At 34.5% G+C, this 25,394-nt stretch carries 19 protein-coding genes; 11 read left to right on the top strand and 8 right to left on the bottom strand.

The genetic code is table 11. From position 1 onward, the window contains the following. Position 1: 1 nt before the first annotated feature. The 4 genes from ACWNT5_RS04075 to ACWNT5_RS04060 all read left to right on the top strand — a co-directional run bounded on the left by ACWNT5_RS04075 (position 2) and on the right by ACWNT5_RS04060 (position 6,140). Positions 2-2,332, top strand: coding sequence for a penicillin-binding protein 1A (locus ACWNT5_RS04075; protein WP_456516677.1), 2,331 nt, complete (start codon positions 2-4; stop codon positions 2,330-2,332). A gap of 21 nt (positions 2,333-2,353) precedes the next feature. Beyond that, positions 2,354-4,678, top strand: a complete 2,325-nt coding sequence (locus ACWNT5_RS04070; RefSeq protein ID WP_456516701.1) for a transglycosylase domain-containing protein — start codon at positions 2,354-2,356, stop codon at positions 4,676-4,678. Positions 4,679-4,779: 101 nt separating this feature from the next. Beyond that, positions 4,780-5,478 carry a CoA transferase subunit A gene (locus ACWNT5_RS04065; protein WP_299610783.1) on the top strand — a complete coding sequence of 233 codons (699 nt, stop codon included), beginning with the start codon at positions 4,780-4,782 and terminating at the stop codon, positions 5,476-5,478. A 5-nt stretch (positions 5,479-5,483) separates the two neighbouring features. Beyond that, positions 5,484-6,140: a CoA transferase subunit B gene (locus tag ACWNT5_RS04060; RefSeq protein ID WP_299610785.1), complete on the top strand. Its 657-nt coding sequence runs from the start codon at positions 5,484-5,486 to the stop codon at positions 6,138-6,140. 566 nt (positions 6,141-6,706) lie between these two features. Here ACWNT5_RS04060 and ACWNT5_RS04055 read toward each other — a convergent pair. The 5 genes from ACWNT5_RS04055 to ACWNT5_RS04035 all read right to left on the bottom strand — a co-directional run bounded on the left by ACWNT5_RS04055 (position 6,707) and on the right by ACWNT5_RS04035 (position 13,902). Further along, a complete protein-coding gene (locus tag ACWNT5_RS04055) occupies positions 6,707-7,423 on the bottom strand; it encodes a phosphodiester glycosidase family protein (protein ID WP_299610787.1) in 717 nt (238 codons plus the stop codon). 56 nt (positions 7,424-7,479) lie between these two features. Next, positions 7,480-7,995, bottom strand: a complete 516-nt coding sequence (locus tag ACWNT5_RS04050) for a GNAT family N-acetyltransferase (RefSeq protein WP_299610789.1) — start codon at positions 7,993-7,995, stop codon at positions 7,480-7,482. A 104-nt stretch (positions 7,996-8,099) separates the two neighbouring features. After that, positions 8,100-11,729, bottom strand: a complete 3,630-nt coding sequence (locus ACWNT5_RS04045) for a S8 family serine peptidase (protein WP_456516676.1) — start codon at positions 11,727-11,729, stop codon at positions 8,100-8,102. A gap of 206 nt (positions 11,730-11,935) precedes the next feature. Next, positions 11,936-12,901 (bottom strand): YheT family hydrolase, encoded by a 966-nt coding sequence (locus tag ACWNT5_RS04040; protein WP_456516675.1) that lies wholly within the window; start codon positions 12,899-12,901, stop codon positions 11,936-11,938. Then, a complete protein-coding gene (locus tag ACWNT5_RS04035; protein ID WP_456516674.1) occupies positions 12,901-13,902 on the bottom strand; it encodes a bestrophin family protein in 1,002 nt (333 codons plus the stop codon). The genes ACWNT5_RS04040 and ACWNT5_RS04035 overlap by 1 nt, the downstream gene beginning before the upstream one ends. Before the next feature lie 154 nt (positions 13,903-14,056). Here ACWNT5_RS04035 and ACWNT5_RS04030 point away from each other — a divergent pair, with 154 nt between their 5' ends. Further along, positions 14,057-14,533 (top strand): acyl-CoA thioesterase, encoded by a 477-nt coding sequence (locus tag ACWNT5_RS04030; RefSeq protein ID WP_299894102.1) that lies wholly within the window; start codon positions 14,057-14,059, stop codon positions 14,531-14,533. Here the strand turns inward: ACWNT5_RS04030 and ACWNT5_RS04025 are convergent. Then, positions 14,525-15,418 (bottom strand): DMT family transporter, encoded by an 894-nt coding sequence (locus ACWNT5_RS04025; protein WP_456516673.1) that lies wholly within the window; start codon positions 15,416-15,418, stop codon positions 14,525-14,527. The genes ACWNT5_RS04030 and ACWNT5_RS04025 overlap by 9 nt on opposite strands. Then, the gene (locus ACWNT5_RS04020) at positions 15,411-15,764 is read right to left on the bottom strand and encodes an arsenate reductase family protein (protein WP_456516672.1); all 354 of its coding nucleotides are present in this window, start codon (positions 15,762-15,764) and stop codon (positions 15,411-15,413) included. The genes ACWNT5_RS04025 and ACWNT5_RS04020 overlap by 8 nt, the downstream gene beginning before the upstream one ends. A gap of 112 nt (positions 15,765-15,876) precedes the next feature. Between ACWNT5_RS04020 and ACWNT5_RS04015 the strand changes: the two genes are divergently transcribed. Continuing rightward, positions 15,877-16,332, top strand: a complete 456-nt coding sequence (locus ACWNT5_RS04015; RefSeq protein WP_456516671.1) for a DinB family protein — start codon at positions 15,877-15,879, stop codon at positions 16,330-16,332. On the opposite strand, the gene ACWNT5_RS04010 is transcribed toward ACWNT5_RS04015, so the two are convergent. Beyond that, on the bottom strand, positions 16,327-17,106 hold the full coding sequence (locus ACWNT5_RS04010; protein ID WP_456516670.1) for a PdaC/SigV domain-containing protein: 780 nt from the start codon (positions 17,104-17,106) through the stop codon (positions 16,327-16,329). The genes ACWNT5_RS04015 and ACWNT5_RS04010 overlap by 6 nt on opposite strands. A gap of 162 nt (positions 17,107-17,268) precedes the next feature. Between ACWNT5_RS04010 and ACWNT5_RS04005 the strand changes: the two genes are divergently transcribed. From ACWNT5_RS04005 to ACWNT5_RS03985, 5 genes are all read left to right on the top strand, one after another. Continuing rightward, on the top strand, positions 17,269-18,408 hold the full coding sequence (locus ACWNT5_RS04005; RefSeq protein WP_456516669.1) for a cystathionine gamma-synthase: 1,140 nt from the start codon (positions 17,269-17,271) through the stop codon (positions 18,406-18,408). 103 nt (positions 18,409-18,511) lie between these two features. After that, positions 18,512-19,855, top strand: coding sequence for an NADP-specific glutamate dehydrogenase (gene gdhA, locus ACWNT5_RS04000; protein WP_299610812.1), 1,344 nt, complete (start codon positions 18,512-18,514; stop codon positions 19,853-19,855). Positions 19,856-19,978: 123 nt separating this feature from the next. After that, on the top strand, positions 19,979-22,258 hold the full coding sequence (porZ, locus tag ACWNT5_RS03995; RefSeq protein WP_456516668.1) for a type IX secretion system anionic LPS delivery protein PorZ: 2,280 nt from the start codon (positions 19,979-19,981) through the stop codon (positions 22,256-22,258). Then, positions 22,258-22,977, top strand: a complete 720-nt coding sequence (recO, locus tag ACWNT5_RS03990) for a DNA repair protein RecO (RefSeq protein WP_456516667.1) — start codon at positions 22,258-22,260, stop codon at positions 22,975-22,977. The genes porZ and recO overlap by 1 nt, the downstream gene beginning before the upstream one ends. Positions 22,978-22,980: 3 nt before the next feature. Beyond that, entirely contained in the window at positions 22,981-25,389 is a 2,409-nt protein-coding gene (locus tag ACWNT5_RS03985) for a TonB-dependent receptor plug domain-containing protein (RefSeq protein ID WP_456516666.1), read from the top strand. The last annotated feature ends 5 nt before the right edge of the window (positions 25,390-25,394 follow it).

Here is a 25,394-nt window from a genome sequence, read left to right as displayed (position 1 = left end):
AATGGCAAAAGCAACACCTAAATCGACTAGGAAAAAGTCGGCATCAAAAGAAATCAGTGTTTTAAAATATATTAAGTGGTTTTGGATCACTTTTGCTTCAGGAATTGGCCTAGTAATTCTGATATTTCTTTTTGCAAGTTGGGGTTATTTTGGTGAAATGCCAGGTTTTGATGAATTAGAGAACCCTCAGAATGATTTAGCTACTCAGATTATTTCTTCTGATGGAAAACAAATAGGAACTTTTTTCAAGGAAAACAGAACTCCAGTGAGTTTTGAAGATTTATCTCCGAAGTTGGTAGAAGCTTTAGTCGCTACAGAAGATGTGCGTTACTATGATCATTCCGGGATAGATGCTAGAGGTACGTTAAGAGCTGTCACATTTTTGGGAAGTAAAGGTGGAGCTAGTACGATTACACAGCAGTTAGCTAAACTTCTTTTTACAGGTACAAGATCTCGAGGTTGGCAACGATATACCCAAAAAATTAAGGAATGGGTAATCGCAGCTCGACTGGAAAGACAGTACACTAAGGACGAGATTATGGCAATGTATCTTAATAAATATGATTTCCTTAATCAGGCCATTGGAATTAGTTCTGCTTGTCGAATTTATTTTAATAAAACTCCTAAAGAGTTAAAGCAGGAAGAGGCTGCTGTATTGGTAGGGATGTTAAAAAATTCTTCTTTGTTCAATCCGCTTAGACGTCCAGAATTAGTTAAAAACAGAAGAGATGTAGTGTTGTCACAAATGGCAAAATATGAATACATCACAGAAAAAGAAAAAGATAGCTTACAGCAGTTACCTTTGACACTAGATTATGCGCCAGAAGGGCATTCTGATGGAATAGCAACTTACTTTAGAGAGTATGTAAGAAGTTGGATGGGAAATTGGGTAAAGAAAAACCCGAAAGGAGAAGATGAAGATGGAAACACTCAGTTTTATAATATTTATAGAGACGGTCTAAGAATTAACGTAACTATCGATTCTCGCATGCAAAAATATGCAGAAGAAGCGGTGCAGGAGCATATGTCAAATCTTCAGAAAGAATTTGACAAGCAGGAAGAGAAAAATAAAACAGCACCGTTTAGAGATCTTACAAAGCAAGAAGTTGATGGTATTATCAAACGAGCTATTAGGAGTTCTGCGAGAAGAAAAAAGATGTTGTCTCAAAATAAAAGCGAAGAGGAGATTCTGAAATCATTTGATATTAAAACGGAGATGAAAGTATTTTCCTGGAAAGGGTATATAGACACTATTATGACTCCTAGGGATTCTATTTTATATTACAAGAGTTTTTTAAGATCAGGAATGATGTCTATGGAACCACAGACAGGACAGGTTAAGGCTTGGGTTGGAGGAGTAGATATTAAACATTTTCAATATGATCATGTGTATCAAGGAGCACGTCAGGTAGGATCGACATTTAAGCCCTTTGTGTATGCTACAGCAATTGATCAATTAAAATTATCACCTTGTGATACATTACCAATGTCACAGATTACAATACCAGCAGGATCTCATGGAGTAATGGAGGATTGGACACCAAAAAACAGTGACGCGGATTATACGGGATATTTAAGTCTTAAAGAAGCATTGGCAAAATCGGTAAATACCATATCTGCACGTTTAATGGACCGTATTGGACCAGAACCAATTGTGAGATTAGCAAAAAAATCAGGCGTTGAATCAGAAATTATTGAAGTAGCATCGATTGCCTTAGGATCTGTAGATCTCAAACTATCAGAGATGGTAGGCGCCTACAGTACTTTTGCTAATGAAGGTATTTATAATAAACCTGTAATGATCACCAGTATTGAAGATAAGAATGGTACAACATTATATCAATTCGAACCAGAAACACGTGATGTTATTAGTAAAGAGGCTGCTTATGTTACCCTAAATTTATTAGAAGGAGTTACACAATCAGGATCCGGAGCTCGTCTTAGATCGGGACCTTCTAATAGATACGATTATAAAAATGTGGTAACAGGTTATCCGTATCAATTTACGAATCCTATTGCTGGTAAAACAGGAACTACACAGAATCAAAGTGATGGATGGTTTATGGGAATTGTACCAAATTTATGTACCGGTGTATGGGTTGGTGGAGATGATCGTGCTACACATTTTAATTCTACCAGATATGGTCAGGGAGCGACTATGGCTTTACCAATCTGGGCATTGTATATGAGAAAATGTTACGCAGATAAATCATTAAAGGTATCTAAATCAGCTTTTAGTAAACCTGAAAACTTAACCATTGAGGTTGATTGCAAAGAGTTTAAGAAAAGGATTAAGGTTGAAGATCCGGTAGAAGACGAATTCGGTCTTTAAAATAAATTTCTGTTATCCATGATGGAGAACAAGGATACGAGCATAAAAGAACAAAAAGGATTTGTGAATCTGGATCAGAGGCTATATATCAAGTGTTTTTGGATCGGCTTTGTTTCTTTGATTGGCATCGGGATTTTGTTGTTTCTTTTGGCGAGTTGGGGTGTTCTCGGAAAAATGCCAACTTTTGAAGATCTAGAAAATCCTAGGACAGATTTGGCAGCACAAATTATTTCTTCAGATGGTGTGCAGTTGGGAACAATTTTTCAACCAAATGAAAACAGAACTCCTATTGTATATGATGATTTACCACAGCATTTGGTAGATGCTCTCATTGCTACTGAAGACGCACGTTTTTATGAGCATTCTGGAGTAGATGCCAGAGGTACATTACGAGCATTTACATCATTAGGAAAAAAAGGTGGAGCTAGTACCATTACGCAACAGCTAGCAAGATTACTTTTTATAGGTCTTAGATCAAAAAATATTGATAAGTACACTCAAAAAATTAGGGAGTGGGTTATTGCTGCACGTCTCGAAAGGCAGTATACAAAGAATGAGATCATAGCAATGTATCTGAACAAATATGATTTTGCGAGACAGGCAATAGGTATAGGATCAGCATCCAGAATTTATTTTAATAAGGAACCCAAGGATCTAACAATAGAAGAAGCTGCAGTGCTTATAGGAATGTTAAAAAGCGCTACCTATTATAATCCTATTACGAAACCAGAGCGTGCTCTGAACAGGAGAAATACGGTTCTGGCACAAATGGTAAAATATGGATATCTACAATTTAAAGAAAAAGATAGCCTTAAGAAGTTACCTATTCAATTGCAATATACTCCTGAAGGATATTCAGAAGGAAGTGCTACCTATTTTAGAAATGTGGTAAAGAAGGAGGTCCAGACTTGGATTAAAGAACATCCTAAGGGTGTAAATGATGAAGGTGTTACGGAATTTCATAATATTTTTAAAGATGGACTAAAGATTTATGTTACGTTAGATTCTCGAATGCAAAGGTACGCAGAAGAGGCTGTTAAAGAACATATGACGAATCTTCAAAAGGAGTTTAATAAGCAAGAAAAAACTAATAGAACTTCACCTTTTCGAGGTATTTCTTCTGGGCAAATAAAAGATATCGTAAATAGAGCTATTAAAAGTTCTTCGAGAAGAGCAATAATGAAAGAGCAAGGTGCAAGTGAAGAAGAAATAATTGCTTCGTTTGATAAGCCAACCAAAATGAGAGTGTTTTCCTGGAAAGGAACTATCGATACGATCATGACGCCTAGAGATTCTATCCTCTACTACAAACGGTTTTTACATACAGGATTGATGTCAATGGATCCCCAAACCGGGGAAGTTAAAGCTTGGGTAGGTGGAATTAATAACAGGTATTTTAAATATGATCATGTAAATCAAGGAGCGAGACAAGTAGGTTCTACATTTAAGCCTTTGGTATATGCTACTGCAATAGATCAGTTGAATTACGCTCCTTGTTACAGAATACCAAGAGCCAAAGTAACGATACCAGTGGGTAAACATGGTGTTTCTGGAGAGGATTGGACTCCAACAAATCCTGATAATAATTATGCGGGCTCTGTTACACTAAAAGAAGGTTTGGCAGGATCGATTAATACAGTTTCGGCTAGATTAATTGATAGAATGGGACCTGCACCTGTGATTAATCTTGCAAAAAAGCTGGGAATTACCACCCCTTTAGATACCGTTGCCTCTATTGTTCTGGGGACCGAGGCTATAAAACTTTCGGAAATGGTAGGAGCTTATAGCGTTTTTGCAAATGAAGGAATCTATAGTGAGCCTTATATTATTTCTCATATAAGAGATAAAAATGGAGCTTTATTGTATGAGAATGTTCCTAACAAAAAAGATGTTATAAATAAAGAATCTGCTTATCTAACGCTCAATTTAATGCAAGGAGTCACAGAAACAGGTTCAGGGAAACGATTACGTACTGAAGCTTCCAATTCATACATTTATAAGAAGCTGGTAACAGGACATCCTTACAAATTTGAGAATCCTATAGCAGGTAAAACAGGAACTACCCAGAATCAAAGTGACGGATGGTTTATGGGCATTGTACCAAATTTATGTACAGGAGTCTGGGTAGGTGGTGATAATCGTTCTACCCATTTCGAATCGATTGCCTACGGAAATGGAGCCACCATGGCATTGCCAATTTGGGCGCTTTACATGAGAAAATGTTATGAAGATCCAGTCTTAAATATATCTAAGTCAGAATTTAAAAAACCACAAAATCTTTCTGTGGAATTAGATTGCGATATTTATAAAAAAGAGGTTAAGTACGAAGATGAGCTGCGCTTTTAGAACGTATTTATCTATCTCTTAAATATTTCCAAAACTATAAGTTTTCAAACGTTTTAGTACTGTTTTTTTTGGTACATTTAATCCGCTAAAAATAGAATAATATGATTCGTAAAATAGTTAACGGAGTTCAGGAAGCTACCGAAGGAGTCAAAGATGATATGACTTTTATGCTAGGTGGTTTTGGGCTTTGTGGAATACCAGAAAACGCGATAGCAGAATTGGTTCGAAAAAATATCAAAGGGTTAACTTGTATCTCTAATAACGCTGGTGTGGATGATTTTGGATTAGGACTGCTACTACAGCAAAAGCAAATAAAGAAAATGGTCTCTTCTTATGTAGGAGAAAATGATGAATTCGAAAGACAGATGTTGAGCGGAGAATTGGATGTAGAGTTGATTCCTCAGGGAACATTAGCAGAAAGATGTAGAGCTGCGCAAGGCGGATTTCCGGCATTTTATACACCTGCAGGATATGGAACTGAAGTAGCAGAAGGGAAGGAGACAAGAGAGTTTAATGGCAAAATGTACATACTCGAAGAAGCTTTTAAAGCTGATTTTGCCTTTGTTAAAGCTTGGAAAGGTGATGATGCCGGTAATCTGATTTTCAAAGGAACAGCAAGAAACTTTAATCCTTGCATGTGTGGAGCGGCAAAAATAACAGTTGCCGAAGTAGAAGAACTAGTTCCTGCAGGAACACTAGATCCTGATCATATTCATATCCCGGGAATTTTTGTACAAAGGATTTTTGAAGGAAAGAACTATGAAAAAAGAATAGAACAAAGAACAGTACGAAAAAGATAAATCATATGTTAGATAAAAACGGAATAGCTAAACGTATAGCAAAGGAACTGGAAGACGGTTATTTTGTGAATTTAGGAATTGGAATTCCAACGTTAGTAGCCAATTATATACCAGATGGGATAGCAGTGGAGTTTCAAAGTGAGAATGGAGTATTAGGTATGGGACCTTTTCCTTACGAAGGAGAAGAAGATGCAGATATCATTAATGCAGGAAAACAGACAATTACAACAATGCCAGGAGCTTCTTTTTTCGATTCTGCTACAAGTTTTAATATGATTCGTGGTCAACATGTAGATCTAACTATTTTGGGAGCAATGGAAGTGGCAGAGAACGGAGATATTGCAAACTGGAAAATTCCTGGTAAGATGGTGAAAGGAATGGGTGGTGCAATGGATTTGGTGGCTAGTGCAGAAAATATTATCGTGGCCATGATGCATACAAATAGAGCAGGTGCTTCTAAATTACTATCTAAATGTTCTTTGCCTTTAACAGGAGTGAAATGTGTGAAAAAAGTAGTTACTAATTTAGCGGTATTAAGTATAACTGAAGATGGTTTTAAATTGTTAGAAAGAGCTCCAGGAGTAAGTGTAGAAGAAATTGAAAAAGCTACAGAAGGAAAGCTAATAATTGAAGGAAATGTGCCAGAAATGGTTTTGGATTAATCAAATCGAATTCTATATGAAAATGAACACTTTTCTAAATTAGGAGAACGAATAATAAATGAGATTAGTTTTTTTTGTAAAAATAGACTTACAAAAATTCAATATTTGTAAGATAAAACTTACTTAATAAATATGTTTTTACCTTACCTAAACCTTTGCTTTAACTTGTAAATAGGCATTAAACGTTATTAAATGTTAAAATTTTGTGTTTTTTGTCGATTTTAATTGTATTTAAACGTAATTTCCAAATTAATTTTGGATATTAGCAATCCCTTGAAAGTAGTACAGTTAAATGTTCTCTTTTAAAAATTAATTAAATTTTTAACCCTCACACATTGCCCTATTATGAAAAAGCGTTTAAATCGTATTCAGAAATCAGTTAAACCTACAATCGAATTGATTTCTAACTGTATGTATTTAGCAAAAAAAGTATTTTTGTTTTAACAAAAGGTATTCCTTTTTGTTATGTGATTTTTTGTTGTTAATAAATCGCAACCTCCCCAAGTCGCGATGAATATAAAAAACCTGTTAGTCTAAGGAGCTTAACAGGTTTTTTATATTTAAAGTTATTTGATTTCTGCGATAATGACACCAAAGTTGCCTTCTAGTTGTTCCCAGCTTTTAGCAGGCAAGTAGGTTTTTGACACAAAACCATCTAAATATAGCGCATTCTTGCAACCTTTCTCCTTAAAGAAGGAAGCGAAGTCATAAAAATTTATTTTTTCTTTGGACATTGCAAATAATAAATTACCGTTTGGTAATATTCCAACTCCGTTCCTAATATGAACATTTGGTGATCCTTGGTTAAATTTCTCATGAACTTTTCCTTCTATCAGTAACATAGGACCTGATTGGGTGGCATAGATTATGTTCTTTTCAAAAGAGAAGTTTTTGGTAGTTACAATATGTGGGGTATTATGGGTAATATAGAAAATTCCATTTGGTTGTAGATAAAAGTTGCCATATGCATTTTGAATAGTATCTAGTGGTGATTTTATAATATTATTTTCTATATACAATCCTTGTGGAGATAAGTCTTTCTTATACATTCCTCCATTCATAGCAAAAACGAGTTCCTTGCCATCATCATTTAGGGCTTTCTTAAGCTTCTGAAAACTTTCATAATTTTTATTGTTTTTATTTTTCCAAAAGAAATGTAATTGTTGATTCTTTAGATCAACTTGGTAACTTATGAATTTTGTATCATTATTGGTTTTTTGCGAGTAGCTGAAACCTATGTAGATAAAATATATTAAGACAAGAAGTGAATATTTATTTTTCATAGTTATGAAATATGGAACCAGAGTGTATAATTGTATTTTATAGGTATGATATGATGCTACGAGTTAGTTTTGTATTCATATAACATTAATTTTTCATTGTCACTGGGAATTGTAATGATTTTTACGAAATCGAAGTCTAGTTTTTCCAATAACTTCTGAGAGGATTTATTTTCTGGAATTGTAATAGCGCTGATTTTTTTTATTTTAAATTGTGTAATAGCAACTTCTTTTAGTTTAGAAGCACTTTCATAAGCGTAGCCCATTTTTTCATATGCTGGTAGAAATGCAAAACCTATGTCAAATCCATCAATTCCTTCTCGGTCATAGAGACCGCAACACCCAAGTTTTATATTGTCGGATTTTCGTATCACCGTATAATTCGAAAACCCGAGTCTTTCTAATTGTGGGAGCATTTTTTGTTCTATATAAGTTTTTGAATCTTCAATAGATTTCACGTTGCGATCACCAATGTTTTGTAACCACTTCGGTGTATTTAGAAGTTCTAAATAAAATGAAGCGTCCCCAATACCTGAGGGTGTTAATAATAATCTATCGGTCTCAAAGTGTTTCATGTATGCTACGAGGTTTTGATATCAAGAATGGTAATATACAAAAAGCCCAGAAACGATAGTTTCTGGGCTTTTTTATAAAAATTAAGGTTATCTATCTATAATTTTTATTCTACGATAAAACGAGCTTTTTGAGTGTTTACTTGTAGCATGTATACACCTGCTTCAAGATTTTGAACATTTATAGTGTTGGAGAAAGTTCCTTTTAGAACTGTTTGTCCAAGCATATTATAAATGATATAGTTTTGAGAACCTGATTTACCGTTATGAACATTAAGAGTTGATCCTGTTACAGGGTTTGGATATAGAGATAATCCTAATGGTGGTCCAACAAGATTATCAGATGTTGTTGCAAATGATGTTGTTGTTCCACAAGGTCCTAAATTCGTCCATCCTGTAGCAGTTCTTTCGTATAAGTTACCTTGGTATGTAACTTTATCACCTACTTGATAAGTTTGACTAGAACTCCATTCAGGTACACCAGCACATTGGTCTACTGGTCCGCTAGAATCACTTAAAGATACATTGTCAATAGCGATATCTGCTTGCCAAGTACTACCAGTAATTCTGTTAAATCGTAACTGAACTCCTCCACCTACATAAGATGCAAGATCAATAGTAGCAGTTTGCCAAGCATTTCCTTGATTTCCTGTTTCGCTCCAGATACTAGTCCATGTAGCTCCTTCATCTGTACTTGCTTCAACAGCGATACTACCCATATCTGAAGCTCCATACATGTGATAAGCGAATGAGAAATTAGCTTGGCTAAGTCCACTTAAATCAAAACATGGAGAAGTAATGATAGCTTGTTTGCTTGGATAACCTGTTCCATTTCCTGAAGCTTCTACATAAATATAGTAAGATCCTTGAGTAGCAGATGATGGTCCTGTGCTACTAGAGGGAGTACCATTAGCATCAACGGTCCAATTAAGGTCATCTGCTGTAGATTGTGTCCAATCTCCTATGGTGTTTTCGAATCCTTCACTATATGGGAAGGAAGAAATTCCTGAGGTACATCCACTTCCAGAACCTCCACCAGTTGTCGTAACATTTATTGTATTACTTGCTCCTGATACATTTCCAGCAGCATCTTTTGCACGTACGCTAAAAGAGTAAGAAGTATTAGCGGTAAGCCCTGTTACATTTGCAGTAGTGTTTGAGGTAGAACCGATAACACTACTTCCTTGATAAACATCGTATTCAGTAACACCTACATTATCAGTGGATGCATTCCAGCTCAATGTTAGAGCGGTTTCTTCTACATTAGATGCAGATAAACTAGTTGGTGCAGTTGGAGCCTGAGTATCAGCAGTTGCGCCACCTATAGTAACGGTGTAATCTTCTACTTCACCATATTGGAAAGATTCACAAGAAGTAGGCACTCCATTATATTTCATAGATACACGCATTCTCGTATTTCCGTCTGTAGCCCCACTTGGCACAGTAAAACTTCCACTTACAGGAGTTGTTTGTGTAGCACTTTGTGTCCATATCTGTTCTCCAGAGTCTGTAAAGTCACCATCTTGGTTGTAATCTATCCAAACGCTATATCCTTCACTATATACTGTTCCTGTCCAAGTAGGAGTTACAGTAATTGTGTAAGAATCACCTTTTGCTAATCCAGTAGCAACAGAAGTAAAATCTGAATATCCACCACTTCCAGCACCAGACGCGTTATCTATAGTTCCTAATTGAACTCTACTAATATATTCGTCTGCAACACTATTTCCGTTAGAATCACAATATGTCAATTGGAATTCTGTAGTAGTAAAGCTTGCTGTGCTGCTATAGGAAGATGTAGTGCCATCAGAACACTTACTTCTTACTTGCACTTCATATGAAGTTAATTGAGTTAATCCACTAAGAGCAGTAGAAGTACCACTTACATCACTTAATGTAGTCCAAGAAGAAGTTCCTGCTACTCTATATCTAACATCATAAGTAGCCGCTGGCACTGATGTCCAGTTGATAGTAGCACTATCATAAGAGATATTTGATGCTCCAACTCCAGAAGGAACCGTAGCGTTACAAACTACTGGAGTTCCAGTTAATCCAGTTACAATTAGAGAGAAGTTTTGGCTTCCTCCTGTTAATGACCCTTTGTGAGTTACTGTAATTGTATATGTTCCAGAAGCACTACCTACATCAATTCTTTCGAATGGATCTACAGTATTGTCACCTGTTCCGTTAGTAGTAATGCTTGTTAATCTATATGGTTGGAATGTAGTAGATCCTTGAGTTACTCTAATATCAAGATCATTAACTAACACCGCATTGTTAGAGTTGGTAGCTGTAACTGCCGTACCTGGTCTATCTGTCCAAGAAATAGATGCCATTAACGGATTAGTTCCGTCAGAATCAACAGTAATTGTGTACGTCTGTCCACTGTTTAAAGTTAATTCTTCAATTTTTGTTTCGTTTCCTGCATTTGTAATAGTCTCAGCAGCTCTTTTAGCATTTAATAACCCCCACCCGTAAACAGCGTCAGGACCAGAAGGTCCAGCATCATCTGCAGTATGTAGAGCTAAACCTTTTAAAGTAGCAGCTCTCATCAGGTTACCATTTGTATTGTCATAATGTTGTTGTAATAATAACAATGATCCAGCAACATTTGGTGATGCCATAGAAGTACCCGTAATACTAGCATATGCTGTATTACTACTTTCGTATGTAGAATAAACACCTGTACCATTTCCAGTAATATCTGGTTTGATACGATAATCATCGGTTGGTCCTTCACTACTTGAAGAGTTAATGGAAACACTATTTAAACTACCATCAGAAGCGATATTAGCATCTTGAGCATTTGCAACAACTAAATTATTTTTAGAAGTAGAATGTCCAGTAAGTTTATCATAAGAAGAATTCCCATCTAGCGGTTGACCGTTGTAGCCATTTTGGTTACCATCGTTACCGGCAGCTACAACCATTAGATAGAAAGGAGCGTTAAACATTACTTCATCCCAATCTCTAGAAGTATCTATGTAAGCACCAAAATATTGATCAGGTACAAGATCTCCTCTAAATCCGTAAGAGTGGTTAGAAATAATCATTCCATTCGCTGCAGCGCTGGTAGCTTCTGCAACATCGTTGTTCCACATATACCCATTTACTCTTGCCTGAGGCGCCATTCCTTTTGCCGCAGCTTGAACACCAGAAGCCATAATGGTTCCTGTTACGTGCGCAGCGTGGAAGTTTAATTGAGTTCCACCTTCAGATGCAGCATCTTGGATAGTAACACGATTGTTACCTCCAGGCCCATCATATTCTTGGTGAGATGCTCTAGCATGACCACCGTCCCAAACATGTGCCGTCATGTTCTGACCATCTAAGTTTAATCCTAAAGAACCTCCGGAATTAAGATGATTTGTTCTTGTTGATTCAGCGGCATCCACGTTATAGGTTACGTAATAAATAGGAGTGCCATCTTTAGCAATTTTTTGTAATTCTGCAAAACTTCCGTTTTTAAGAGTGGTTTGAACAGGCCATCCATTTTGTTTTGCAGCCTGAATAGCTTCTTTCTTTTGAATAGCAGCTTTTTCAGCATTTTGCACTTGTAACTTGTTAAGTTCCGACAAGTTAGTACTCTGCATAATTTTTGACTTTTGTGCTGGTGTTTGAGCAAATGCTCCAGCAGAAAGAAGAAACATTGTGGAAAACGCGAGAGTTCGCAGTTTTCCAAACCTTTTTGGCATAGTGCCAAAAACCCCAATAAGGTTTTTGTAACTTTTTTTCATTTTTATTGAGTTTGAGTTAGCTTTAATTAAATTTCTCTGATGATTTATCTGAGAAACAGCCAAAACTCTTAAATTATTCCTAATTGGCAAAAGATTTTCGATAAAGGGTTTAATAATGACTATACAAAACCTTAACAAAGAGTTAACGTTTGTTTCATTTATTCGGTAAGTAGGTAAAGGATTACAAAAAGTAATAACTTAACTATTTAATCTAGTGTTTTTTGCACAAATTCTATAGCTCTATACTCGTTGTAAAAAATTCCCGAAGGCATATAAAAACCTACATGACCTCCAAAATCTGGGGTTTCTAAATAGAGGTCTGAATTTCTTTGAGCTTCGTTGTGTGGATAACAAGTAGTTCCTAGAAAAGTGTCATTTTTAGCATTGATGATTAGTGTAGGGATGGTAATGTCTTTTAGAAATTGATTGCTACTACACTTAGTATAATAATCAATAGCATCCACATAGCCATGAGCAACACTCGTGTATAAATTGTCAATATCGATAAGGGAGCTACAAGCTTTGATATCAGATATGCTAATTTCATTTGGAAATACTTGTTGTCTTTCCAACAACTTCTTTTTTAAACTCTGAATAAAACGTTGCTGGTAGATAAAGTTTCTAGGTTTGTTAATCTCATTTAGTGAGTTATAAAGATCACAAGGTACGGATACGGCTACAGCAGATTTTACTTGTTTAGGTGTTTTTCTTTCTCCTAAATATTTTAATGTGATATTGCCGCCTAGACTAAATCCGCATATAGAGATAGCATGATAGTCTTTCTCCATAATATGAGATATAATAGCAGCAAGATCATCACTTACTCCAGCATTATAGGATCGGTATAATCTATTTACTTCACCGCTACAATTTCTAAGATTTATGGCAGCTACATTCCATTGGTTTTTGACAAAATGTTTCGCAAGACCTAGGATATATTGCCTTTGTGCGTTTCCTTCTAGTCCATGAACCAAAACAGCTACTTTTCCTTTAGATCTGGGATCATCAGAATAGCTCCAATCGATATCGATAAAATCTCCGTCTTTTAGTTCTATTCTTTCTCGATTTTGTTCTATACCTTTTACTGTTCTAACCAGATTAGGATAGATGGTGGAAAAATGACCATTTCGGAAAAAATATGATGGTTTATAGTTTGAGGTGACTAAAGGCATTAGTATAAAATATTATCCTTTGGTTGTACCTTTTCAGGCAGATTGGTTTCATCCAGCATATCTCGTAAGTCTATCTCTATAGTTCTACATAATGCTGTCATAGGAACATCGTTCACTCTTCCTTCAAAGGGGTCTTCACTATTACTACCTACTTTTTCCATCGTAGTAAATATCCAGGAAATTAGTACCGATAAAGGGATCATTAAAAAGATAAACCAAGGCTGTAAATGTTGCGACATATCACCAAGTTCACTTTCAAAAACATTTAATAATCCAAAGGGTAATAGTAATACGAAGATCCAAGTAAAAACAGTACTGAAATATGCATATTGTCTAGGAAAAGGGGTGTTTTTTATACGTTCACATTTACCTTGTAAGTTGTACAATTCTTCTAATACACCATGTAACAGCTGGTTATCAAATGGGCTTATTTTTTCAGAACTTAATAGCTCTTTTAGATGCAGTCCCTGATTTTTTACAAGATGAGTCGCTGCATTTTTTCTTTTTAGAAGGTCGTTGTATTCTTCTTCAGAAACAAAACTTTTAGTGGCATCACAAGCAGGATTTCGCTCTCCATGTTTTTGAAGTAAACGTTCTACCGAGGCATTTTCTTTCATCGAAAAAGAAGAGGGTTGTCTTAGTTGGATTCGTAAGGCGTTGATCCAAGCGATATGACGATATATTAATATTCTCTTGGTTTCTGGAGAATCGTCTACTAAGCTCAAAATCTGATTTGCCCAAGTTCTGCTATAATTTACAATACCTCCCCAAATTTTTCTTCCTTCCCAGAATCTATCATAACTCTGACTGTTTTTAAAACCAATATAAAAAGCCACTGCAATCCCAATGACAGATAATGGTTGAAAGGGGATGTCTATAAATTGTAAGTCAAAAAAATAATAGAGAGAGAAAATACTTGCGGTATAGAGGATAAAGAAGAGTAGATTTTTCCATGCAAATCTTAAAATAAGTCCCCAACCAATATTACGTTTGATATACATTTGTGATTTTTTGTTCTAAAGTAAGAAGACCTCGTTGGTTTTCAAAATAGAAATATTTAAAAATCTAGTTCAATGTTGGGAGATAATATTAACTAAAGTTTATTATGCAAGCATATTATCTGTTTTGTATTTTTGACCCAATAAAATCTTAAGTATGTATTTAAAAGAGTTCGAAATTCGATGGAATGATATTGATGCTAATCGTCATTTAGCAAATAAGGCGTATATAGAATATGCTGCGCATACCAGAATGACATTTTTATCTGAGCTAGGTTTTGATCAAAGACTCTTAGGTAAGCTTAATATAGGTCCTGTTGTTTTTTATGAACACATCTATTATTTCAAAGAAGTTTTTTATGGAAGACCCGTTAGAGTTTCTTTGGAACTTGTGGGTATGAGTGAAGATGGGAAGTTTTTTGAGTTCTTGCACAACTTTTATGATTACAAAGGAAGAAATTTTGCAAGATGTGAAATGATGGGGGCTTGGTTAGATTTGAAAACACGCAAGTTAATTCCACTTCCTGAAGAAATGCGCGAATTTATGGATAAAGTAGAGCGTCCGGATAGCTTCAAAATACTTACGAAAGAGGACACACGAAAGTTTGCCAAAATCCCAACTGATTTAAGTTAGTTTTTTGGGTTTTTTAGTAACTAGGTAGACTCCTACAAAAACTAGTATTGCCGCTATTATTTGAATCAGTTTTAAAGAATCTGCTCCCATTGCCATGGCAAAACTTATGGCTAATAATGGTTGTAGATATATGAAAGCGCCAATTGTAGACGCTTTTAAAGTTTTTAAAGCAAATACATTTAGAAGGTAAGTAAAAAAAGTGGTTCCTATTACTACAAATACCATTTTCCAAATAACATCATAAGGTAATGAGGTCCATTGAACTTCATTAAATTCTGAAATCGTAACAGGGAAATTAATGATAACACCTAATAAGAAAAACCATTTCATTAAGGTGATAGCATGATATTTAGCCGTTAATGGTTTTACCATTACAAGATAAATTGCGTAAGAAGCGGCATTTACTATAAACAGTGCGTTTCCTAATGGAATATTAGGGGCGTCTTGTCGTACTTCGGCTCCAAATAGTATAAGTCCTAATGCACCCGAGAAGCCTAATAAAATTCCAATAGATCGTAACCAGGTGATTTTTTCATTCAGAAAAATGGCAGATAAGATAAATACCAAAATTGGCGCTATGGTAATCATTACCGAACTATTAATAGGAGTTGATAGTTGTAGACCTTTGAAAAACATCAACATATTAATAGCCATCCCAAAAACTGCACATCCAAAAATTCTTAACCAATCGGATCGATCAATTTTTTCTTTTGGCACCCATATAGAGGCAATCCAAAAAAGTAAAGTGGCTCCTATAACTCTAAGAAAGATAAACCCAAAAGGTTTAATGTAAGTAGGCATAACACCTTTAGCCAATGTATGGTTGATGGCGTAAATCAAACTTGCCCCAAAAGCAGCTAATAGTGCTATGGTTCTTTTATCCATTAATCTGCTTATTTGCTGCTTCAACCACTTTTTTACTGTTTCCAATAAAAATTTGGTTGTCATATATAATCACCGGACGTTTTAAGAAGGTGTAATGTTCTAGAATTAAGTCTTTGTAATCGTTCTCTGAAAGAGTCTTATTTTTTAAATCTCTTTCTTTATAAAGTCTTGCTCTTTTGCTAAACAGAGATTCATACGTTCCAGAAAGTGATTTCATTTCTTCTAGTTGAGATTGAGTAATAGCTTCACTTTTAATGTCTTGTAAAACAAAATCTGAAGAAGGGTTTAATTCTTTTAAAATTCGTTTACAAGTGTCACAAGTGGATAGATGGTATATTTTTTTCACGAGAAAAATAGTTAAAATGTCAAAATTCATACAAAGGAAATTCATTTCACAATGAAAACTTATATTTTTGGCTAAAAATTAAGAACATCATCATTACATTTAAAAAGAAGCAATGAAAGATCAATTAGAAATTACCAGAACTAATAGAAGATTAATGTCCAAAATTATGGATAATTATTCATTAGAAGATCTTAACAAAGTTCCTGAAGGATTCAAGAATAATTTGATATGGAATATAGCTCATGTAGTGGTAACACAGCAGTTATTAGTATACAAACTTAGTGGTCTACCAATGATGATTGATGATGAATTGGTGTTAAAGTATAAAAAAGGAACTAAAACAGAGGGTTTTGTAGATCAGGCAGAAGTTGAAAAAGTAAAAGAGTTAATGTTTAGTACATTGGATCAAACTGAAAAGGATATTGAAGCTTCTATTTTTAAAGAATATCAGGAATATCCAACTAGTACAGGTTTTGTTTTAAAATCTACAGAAGATGCTATGAGTTTTAATAATTTTCATGAAGGAATACATCTTGGGTATATTTTAGCACTAAAAAAGTCATTATAATACGTTTTTATTTAAATAGGCTAACGCTTTCTCTTTACTTAATTTTATTTCAATAGGACCTTCTGCATAAGAGCTAACTTCATATTGATTGTATAGAAGTATAATATGTTCCTCTGTAAATCCAATAGTGGATGGTAAATGAAAAGTGTCATTCTCAAAAAAATATCCAGTGCTATTGATAGATTCGTTTTTAGGGATATTGTGAGTTTCTCTAAATACCTTTTCTGCAAAATCTTTAAAACCTTTATCATCTTTTATAAATCCTTCGTTGTTTATGATGTCACCCGTTTTAAGATCGATATTTAGGTAATTAGAATTACCACTACCATGTGCACCTCCAGTAAAAATATAAGATTCTATAAGAACGGATAGCATATTTTTATTTTGAAAACTAATGTCGCAATTGATACTAGCCTCATAAGGAATAATTTCATCTGGAAATTCTTTTTTCATTTCTAGATATGAACTATTAAAGCTTTTTAATGCGTTTTCAATATTATCAACTTTGTTGTCATCTTCAATATTTAAAGCATCACAAGCAGCTTTTTCAATTCGCTTATTTATCTTTTCTGACAGATGGTTTTCACTTATAGATTCTAAAAGTAAAACTTCAGTAATTACGCAGTCTGTATTTTCACAATCAAAGTAGCTTTCAATGCTTATTGTTTTTTTCTGAAAACGTAGTGGTTCATGTTTTTCACAACTATAGAAATAAGATAGAATTACTAATAGGAAAATGAACTTTATTGGAGTGTTAGTTTTTCTGTTAATCATCTACTAAAGGTATTCATTGAAATATGATTAGAACGAATTAAATCATACATTTGTTCAGTTTTTTAACATATTACTATTCAAGTTGATTTTTTCGACTCTAAAAAGTAAAATTTGATTAAAGAAACGTCAAAAAATTAAGAAATATTATAAAAATCGAAACTAGTGAAATTTAATACAAAAACAATACACGGAGGTCAGGAGCACGATCCGGCATACGGAGCAGTAATGCCACCAATATACCAAACCTCTACTTATGCCCAGACTACTCCAGGAGGACATAAAGGTTTTGAATATAGTAGAACACATAATCCTACAAGAAAGGCGTTGGAGAATGCATTTGCAAGTATAGAAAATGGAAAGCATGGTTTAGCATTTGGATCTGGATTAGCAGCGATTGATGCCGTAATTAAATTACTAAAGCCAGGTGATGAAGTGATCTCTACAAATGATTTGTATGGAGGTACTTATAGGTTATTTACAAAGATATTCGAAGATTTCGGAATCAAATTTCATTTTATTGGAATGGAAAATGCCGATGCTATAGAGAATTATGTAAATGAAAACACCAAGTTAATTTGGGTAGAGACACCAACAAATCCAATGATGAATATTATAGATATTAAAGCTATTGCTGCGATTTCTAAAAAGAATGATTTGCTATTGGCGGTGGATAATACTTTTGCTACTCCTTATTTACAAAGGCCTTTGGATCTTGGAGCTGATATTGTAATGCATAGTGCAACTAAATATATTGGTGGGCATAGTGATTTGGTAATGGGTGCTTTGATCGTAAAAGATGATGAAATTGCTGAACGTTTGTATTTTATTCAAAATGCAAGTGGAGCTGTTTGTGGACCTCAGGATAGTTTTTTAGCTTTAAGAGGTATAAAAACATTACACGTTCGTATGCAACGTCATTGTGAAAATGGTGAGGCAATTGCACATTATTTAAAGAAACATCCTAAAATAGAAAAAGTGTACTGGCCAGGATTTGAGGATCATCCAAACCATGAAGTTGCAAAAGCGCAAATGGATGGTTTTGGTGGAATGATATCATTTGTAACTAAGGATAGTAATTATGATGAAGCGATAAAAATCGTGGAGAACCTTAAGATTTTCACACTAGCAGAATCTCTTGGTGGTGTTGAGAGTTTAGCAGGTCACCCAGCAAGTATGACACATGCATCTATTCCGAAAGAGGAACGCGAAAAAACTGGTGTTGTAGATTCTTTAATTAGATTGAGTGTGGGAATAGAGGATGTAGAGGATTTAATTGCGGATTTAGAACAGGCTATAGGTTAGCTTGTTATTAAATTCAAAAAAATATAGGTATTATTTTGATAATATGATATATTTGACAAGTTAAATTAACCATTAAATAAGAATCTTTTAATCCTATTAACATATGCAAGCAAAAATAGATGCATTTATGGAAGAAGTAAGAGCTCGTAACTCACATGAGCCTGAGTTCTTACAAGCGGTTCAAGAAGTTGCAGAAACTGTAATACCGTATATCGCTACACAAGAAATATATAATGGAAAAAACATTCTTTTAAGAATGGTAGAACCTGAGAGAGCGATTATGTTTCGTGTACCATGGGTAGATGATAAAGGAGAGATACACGTAAATAGAGGATATCGAATTCAAATGAACTCTGCAATAGGTCCTTATAAAGGAGGATTGCGTTTTCATCCTTCAGTAAATCTAAGTATACTTAAGTTTCTTGCTTTTGAACAAGTATTTAAAAATAGCTTAACCACACTTCCTATGGGAGGTGGAAAAGGAGGTTCCGATTTTGATCCTAAAGGGAAGTCCGATGATGAAATTATGCGTTTTTGTCATAGTTTCATGAGTGAGCTTTGTAGACATATTGGGCCTGATACTGATGTTCCTGCTGGAGACATTGGAGTAGGAGGTCGCGAAATAGGATTCTTATTCGGTATGTATCGTAAAATACGTAATGAATTTACGGGAGTACTTACAGGTAAAGGAATTACTTGGGGAGGATCATTGATAAGACCTGAAGCAACAGGGTATGGAGCTGTGTATTTTGCACAAAATATGTTAGCTACAAAGAATGATTCTTTTGAAGGAAAGGTAGTTACAGTTTCTGGATCTGGAAATGTAGCCCAGTATGCTACAGAAAAGGCTACTCAGTTAGGAGCAAAGGTTGTTACTTTGTCGGATTCATCAGGTTATATTTATGACAAGGATGGTATCGACGAAGAGAAATTGGCTTTTGTTATGGAGCTGAAAAATGTAAAAAGAGGAAGAATCAGTGAGTATGTAGATAAATATCCTTCTGCAGAATTTCACAAAGGAGAAAGACCATGGAGTGTAAAATGTGATGTTGCACTTCCTTGTGCTACACAAAATGAACTTGATGGTGATGAAGCAGAGCAATTAATCGCAAATGGTTGTATCTGTATCAGTGAAGGAGCAAACATGCCAAGTACACCTGAAGCTATTGCTGCTTTTCATAAGGCAAAAATATTCTTTGCACCTGGGAAAGCTTCAAATGCTGGAGGAGTAGCAACATCTGGATTAGAAATGACTCAGAATTCCTTGAGATATAATTGGACGCGCGAAGAAGTAGACGAAAAATTGAAGCAAATTATGAAAGATATTCACTCTGCATGTTTAGAATATGGAACTCAGGAAGATGGATATGTAGATTATGTAAAAGGAGCTAATATCGCAGGTTTCGTAAAAGTTGCAGATGCTATGTTGGCACAAGGAGTAGTATAATATATTAATAATCCATACTATAGAAGCCGTTCTTATAATATTAGAACGGCTTTTTCATTATCTAAAAGCAATAATTAGTATTTTAGCGTGTTATCAAAGCAGAGTAAATAGCACTCAGAAATTATGCAGTATCTCAGACTATCAATATTTCTAATTTTCCCATTATTTCTTTTTTCTCAAGATTTCAGTAATCAATGGACTGGACATTATTCTTATTTTGAGATTAATGATATATATGCTGCCGAAGATCGTGTTTATGCAGCTTCAGAAAATTCGGTTTTTATTTTTGATACTGAGACCAGAACCTCAGAGACATTTTCTACAATTAATGGATTATCTGGAGAAACTATATCTTCCATTTATCATAGTTCCACTTATGATATTACTGTTGTAGGATACGATAATGGTTTATTAGAATTGATATTAGATGATGAAGTTAGAACTTTTATTGATATAGTGGATCAACCCACAATTCCTCCAACAGAAAAAAGAATTAATCATTTTTTCGAAAATGATGATAAACTTTATATTTCTACAGAATTTGGTATTGTAGAATTTAACTTGGAAAGAATAGAGTTTGGAGATACCTTCTTTATTGGTCCAGGAGGTTCCCAAATTAACGTTACAGGTACAATTGTTGCAGAAAATTCTATATACGCTACTACATTGAATAATGGAATATTTTCGGCGGATGTGACCAATCCCAATCTGGTAGATTTTAACCAGTGGGCTAATCCTATTCCCGGGAGTTTTAGAGATATAGTAATTTTTAATAATCAGATTTTGGTCCATCAAAACTTGGATCTAGTTCAAAGCTTAGAAAATAATGTACTTACTACTGTGTTTACCGCACCATCTCCAATTAGAGATATGTATGCGGATTCTGGAAATTTAACAATTTCGCTAGCAGATAGTGCACTGGTTTTAGATACAAACTTTTCTGAAACCGCATCCATAACGAGTACTACAGAAGATAGTTTTGAACTGAACACTTCTTTAACTATCAATAATGAGGTGTATCTCGGTACAAATACTAGAGGATTACTAGAATTTGAATTAAGTAATCCAGATACAAAAACATTAGTTTCTCCAGAAGGGCCTTTGAGTAATTTTACTTTTGGAATCGAAGCGTTGAATAATAATTTATGGGTGGTGTTTGGTCAGTATGATGTGAATTTTAATCCATTTCCATTACAAAGAAGAGGGATCAGTAAACTTACAGCGGATGGTTGGTTTAATATTTCTAGAAATGAAGTGTTGGGGGCAACATCTTTGTCTCATATTACCATAAATCCAAATAATGAAGATCAGGTTTTTATAAGTAGTTTGAGCAGTGGGTTGATAGAAGTCAATAATAATGTAGTTACTAATTTATTTAATGATGTAAATAGTGGGTTCGAATCATTTATACCAGATAATTCTGATTTTGTATTCCTCAATGGTTCCGTTTTTGATAATGACGGTAATTTGTGGGTTAATAATTCTAGAGTAGATGATGGTCTCAAAAGATTTTCGCCTGGTGCTACACAAACCTTAAATGTTGATTTAAGTGGTATAATTTCGGATCCTTTAGGGAATCTTGGATTTTCTGATACTGTAATAGATAGAGATGGAAACCTTTTTATTGGCGGTTGGAATTCTGGAGTTATTGGTTATAATCCCGATACTGGTAACCAAATTCAGTTATCAGGAGAAGCTGAGGGATCAAATATTCCTAGTGATTATGTATTAGCATTAGAAATAGATAGAAATAATCAATTATGGATCGGTACCTTTAGAGGGATAAGAGTTTTGTTTAATCCTTCAGGAGTTTTTCAACAAAGTAATCCGCAGGCAAGTCAAATCATTATTTTGGATGATGAAGGTGTGCCTCAGGAATTATTGTTCGATGAGACTATTACGGATATAGAGGCAGACGGTTCTAATAATAAATGGGTAGCGACTGCATCTTCTGGGGTATTTTATTTTTCATCAGACGGGCAAGAAACATTAGCTCATTTTACCACAGATAATTCTCCTTTACCTACTAATAACGTTCGAGATATTTCTGTTGATGATTCTACTGGATCTGTCTTTTTTGCTACAGAAAAAGGCTTGTTAGAGTTTAAAGGTACTGCAACAGGGCCAGAAAATAATTTGGATAATGTTGTGGCTTTTCCAAATCCTGTGAGACCCGGATTTAATGGACAAGTAACTATAAGAGGATTAACTAGTAGGGCTAATGTAAAAATTACCGATATAGAAGGTAATTTAGTTCATGAGGAAATAAGCGAAGGAGGTAGTATACAATGGGACACTACTGCTTTTGGCAGGCATAAAGTGGCTTCTGGTGTGTATCTAATTTTGGTCACGGGAGAAGATCAAGGAGAAACTACTGTTTCTAAGCTATTGGTAGTTAGATAATGGTTGTAAAAACATCTGCAATAGTCATTCATTCTTTGCGATATAGTGAAAGTGATTTAATTGTTTCTTTATTCACGAAGACTAGTGGTCTAAAATCGTATCTATTAAAGGGAATTCTAAAATCTAAGCGAGGTAAAATTAGATCATCTTTGTTTCAACCTTTGACTTTATTAGAAATTGAAGCTAATCATAGAGATAAGGGAAATTTAGAGAGAATTCGAGAAGCAAGAATTCTAACTCCTTATTCTTCGCTGCATACAGATTTAATTAAAAACTCTTTAGTCTTTTTTCTCTCAGAGATACTTAAAAATACTATTCAAGAAGAAGAAGTTAATGATGAACTTTTTAATTATTTAGAGACTACTTTTCTATGGTTAGATGCTAACGATAATATTAGTAATTTTCATATTTCTTTTTTAATAAAACTTACACAATATTTGGGCTTTTATCCAGATATATCCAATATTCATTTGGATGTTTTTAATATGCAAGAAGGGTGTTTTCAGAATGATACATCAAACATTTATTGTATGGATGGAAATGTAATTTCCTTATTCAAGGAATTTTTAGGCACGACATTTGAGGCAAGTATGGATATTAAAATGTCTAGAATAGCAAGAAATGAGATTCTTGGGATGTTATTAGTATATTTTGAGCTACATTTGCACGGCTTTAAAAAACCAAAATCACTTTCGGTTTTGAACGAAATTTTTAGTTAAACAATGCGTTTATTTTTTGTTGTTGTATTCACCTTACTTTTTCTACAGGAAAGTGCTTCTCAAAGTATTACCGTGCTTAGTAGAGCAAATGGTCAGCCTATTCCTAGTGTTACAATACACAACAAATCAAAATCAAAAACAGCAATAACTGATTTTGATGGAGTAGCAGATGTTTCGGCTTTTTTGGAAAATGAAAAGTTGTATTTTGTGCATATCTCACATATTACAGCAACAGCGACGAAAGCAGAGATAATTACATCTTCGAATATGTTTTATATGGAGATCGACGAGAACCAGTTATCAGAAGTGGTTATTTCGGTTTCTAAATGGGAGCAGGATAAGAAAGATGTTACTCAAAAAATTGTTAGTATTACTTCTGATGAAATAGCTTTTTCTACTCCTCAAACATCTGCGGATTTATTACAAAATAGTGGTCAAGTATTTATACAAAAAAGTCAATTAGGTGGTGGTAGTCCAATTATACGCGGTTTTTCTACTAATAGATTATTGCTTACCGTGGATGGAGTGCGAATGAATAATGCAATTTTTAGAGGTGGAAATGTTCAAAATGTAATTTCGGTAGATCCTTTTACAATAGATCGTACAGAAGTTATTTTAGGACCTGGATCGGTCGTTTATGGTAGTGATGCTGTGGGAGGTGTTATGAATTTTTATACGGCACAACCCAAGTTTGCAATTAGTGGTAAAAATAAGTTGAGTGGTAATGCTATCATGAGATATGCTAGCGCAAGTAATGAGAAAACAGGACATGTAGACTTTAATATTGGATTAGAAAAATGGGCTTTTTTAACAAGTGTAAGCTATACGGATTTTGATGATCTAAAAATGGGAAGTCATGGACCAGACGATTATTTAAGAACTGAATTTGTAGAAACGATTAATGGGGTTGATACAGTTGTTCAGAATGATGATCCGAAGATGCAGGTTTCTACAGGATATGATCAAATTAATTTTTTGCAAAAAATACATTTCATTCCTAATGAAAGATGGGATGTCAATGCAGGATTTATTTATACAGCAACATCTGATTATCCGAGATATGACCGTTTGATTAGACGTAGCGACGATCATTTAAGGTCTGCAGAGTGGTTTTATGGACCGCAAAAATGGTTGATGGGAAACCTTCAATTAACCTACAAGTGGAAAAATACATTTTATAATAAACTAAAATTCACGGCTGCATACCAAAACTTTCAGGAGAGTAGGAATGATAGAGATTTTGGAGACGTGATTTTGTCAAGAACAAAAGAAAATGTGGATGCTTATTCTGCAAATCTTGATTTTGAAAAAATATTTAATGATAAAACAACCATGCATTATGGATTGGAGTATATTTTAAATCAAGTGTCTTCTGAAGGTTCAGAATTCAATATTTCTACGAATGAGTTGGTGGCTGCACCATCCAGATATCCAGATGGATCTACTTGGCAATCTATTGCAGCTTATGTAAGTCTAAAAAGTAAGCTAAGTGAAAAATTAAGGTTCCAAGGTGGATTGCGTTACAATAGAATTATTCTGTATTCGGAGTTTGATGATACTTTTTTTGATTTTCCATTCACCGAAGCTAATTTGGATACTGAAGCTTTTACTGGTACGGCAGGTTTTAGTTGGCTTCCAAATGATCTTTTACATTGGAAATTAAACTTTTCTACAGCTTTTAGAGCTCCTAATATTGATGATGTAGGTAAGATTTTTGATTCGGAACCTGGATCAGTAGTGGTTCCCAATCCAGATTTAGAGCCAGAGTATGCGTACAATGGAGAACTAGGATTGACTGCTAATGTTGGAAAAAATTTTAAGATTGATTTAGCAACTTATTATACCCAATTGGATAATGCTTTGGTACGAAGAGATTTTTCTCTTAATGGCGAAACAGAAATTTTGTTTGGAGGAGAGTTGAGTAATGTACAAGCTATCCAAAATGCAGCGAATGCTCAAGTTTATGGGTTTGAGGCAGGGTTTCGTTATGATTTTGCTAAAAATTTAAACCTAGCGGCAAAATATACCTTTACAGGTGGAGAAGAAGAGTTAGATGATGGATCAGTTTCGCCATCTAGACATGTAGCTCCACAATTTGGAAGTACCAATCTAACCTATGATAATCATAAATGGATGATCGATTTTTCCGCAGTTTACAACGGTCAGTTTGATTTTGAAGACTTAGCACCTTCACAACAAAATAATGCTTTTTTATATGCATTGGATGAAAATGGAAATCCTTACTCGCCATCATGGTATACGCTAAACGTTCGCTCTAGGTATCAATTTACAAAGAGCTTGCAGGCTACTTTTACTATTGAAAATATTACTGATCAACGATACAGACCTTATTCTTCTGGAATCGCTGGTGCTGGTAGAAATTTTATTGCCTCCTTAAAATATTCGTTGTAGACTAA

The sequence above is a fragment of the Aquimarina sp. 433 genome (genome assembly GCF_054054605.1).
Note: the sequence above shows the minus strand (reverse complement) of the source record. Positions and strands in the feature narration are given on the sequence as shown.

Excerpts from the sequence above, each read along its gene's own strand:
- ACWNT5_RS04060 (WP_299610785.1), top strand. The coding sequence starts at position 5,484 with ATGTTAGATAAAAACGGAATAGCTAAACGTATAGCAAAGGAACTGGAA.
- ACWNT5_RS04010 (WP_456516670.1), bottom strand. The coding sequence starts at position 17,106 with ATGATTAACAGAAAAACTAACACTCCAATAAAGTTCATTTTCCTATTA.
- ACWNT5_RS04035 (WP_456516674.1), bottom strand. The coding sequence starts at position 13,902 with ATGTATATCAAACGTAATATTGGTTGGGGACTTATTTTAAGATTTGCA.
- ACWNT5_RS04055 (WP_299610787.1), bottom strand. The coding sequence starts at position 7,423 with ATGAAAAATAAATATTCACTTCTTGTCTTAATATATTTTATCTACATA.
- ACWNT5_RS04050 (WP_299610789.1), bottom strand. The coding sequence starts at position 7,995 with ATGAAACACTTTGAGACCGATAGATTATTATTAACACCCTCAGGTATT.
- gdhA (WP_299610812.1), top strand. The coding sequence starts at position 18,512 with ATGCAAGCAAAAATAGATGCATTTATGGAAGAAGTAAGAGCTCGTAAC.
- ACWNT5_RS03985 (WP_456516666.1), top strand. The coding sequence starts at position 22,981 with ATGCGTTTATTTTTTGTTGTTGTATTCACCTTACTTTTTCTACAGGAA.
- ACWNT5_RS04045 (WP_456516676.1), bottom strand. The coding sequence starts at position 11,729 with ATGAAAAAAAGTTACAAAAACCTTATTGGGGTTTTTGGCACTATGCCA.
- ACWNT5_RS04025 (WP_456516673.1), bottom strand. The coding sequence starts at position 15,418 with ATGGATAAAAGAACCATAGCACTATTAGCTGCTTTTGGGGCAAGTTTG.
- ACWNT5_RS04015 (WP_456516671.1), top strand. The coding sequence starts at position 15,877 with ATGAAAGATCAATTAGAAATTACCAGAACTAATAGAAGATTAATGTCC.
- ACWNT5_RS04030 (WP_299894102.1), top strand. The coding sequence starts at position 14,057 with ATGTATTTAAAAGAGTTCGAAATTCGATGGAATGATATTGATGCTAAT.
- recO (WP_456516667.1), top strand. The coding sequence starts at position 22,258 with ATGGTTGTAAAAACATCTGCAATAGTCATTCATTCTTTGCGATATAGT.
- ACWNT5_RS04040 (WP_456516675.1), bottom strand. The coding sequence starts at position 12,901 with ATGCCTTTAGTCACCTCAAACTATAAACCATCATATTTTTTCCGAAAT.
- ACWNT5_RS04075 (WP_456516677.1), top strand. The coding sequence starts at position 2 with ATGGCAAAAGCAACACCTAAATCGACTAGGAAAAAGTCGGCATCAAAA.
- ACWNT5_RS04070 (WP_456516701.1), top strand. The coding sequence starts at position 2,354 with ATGGAGAACAAGGATACGAGCATAAAAGAACAAAAAGGATTTGTGAAT.
- porZ (WP_456516668.1), top strand. The coding sequence starts at position 19,979 with ATGCAGTATCTCAGACTATCAATATTTCTAATTTTCCCATTATTTCTT.
- ACWNT5_RS04065 (WP_299610783.1), top strand. The coding sequence starts at position 4,780 with ATGATTCGTAAAATAGTTAACGGAGTTCAGGAAGCTACCGAAGGAGTC.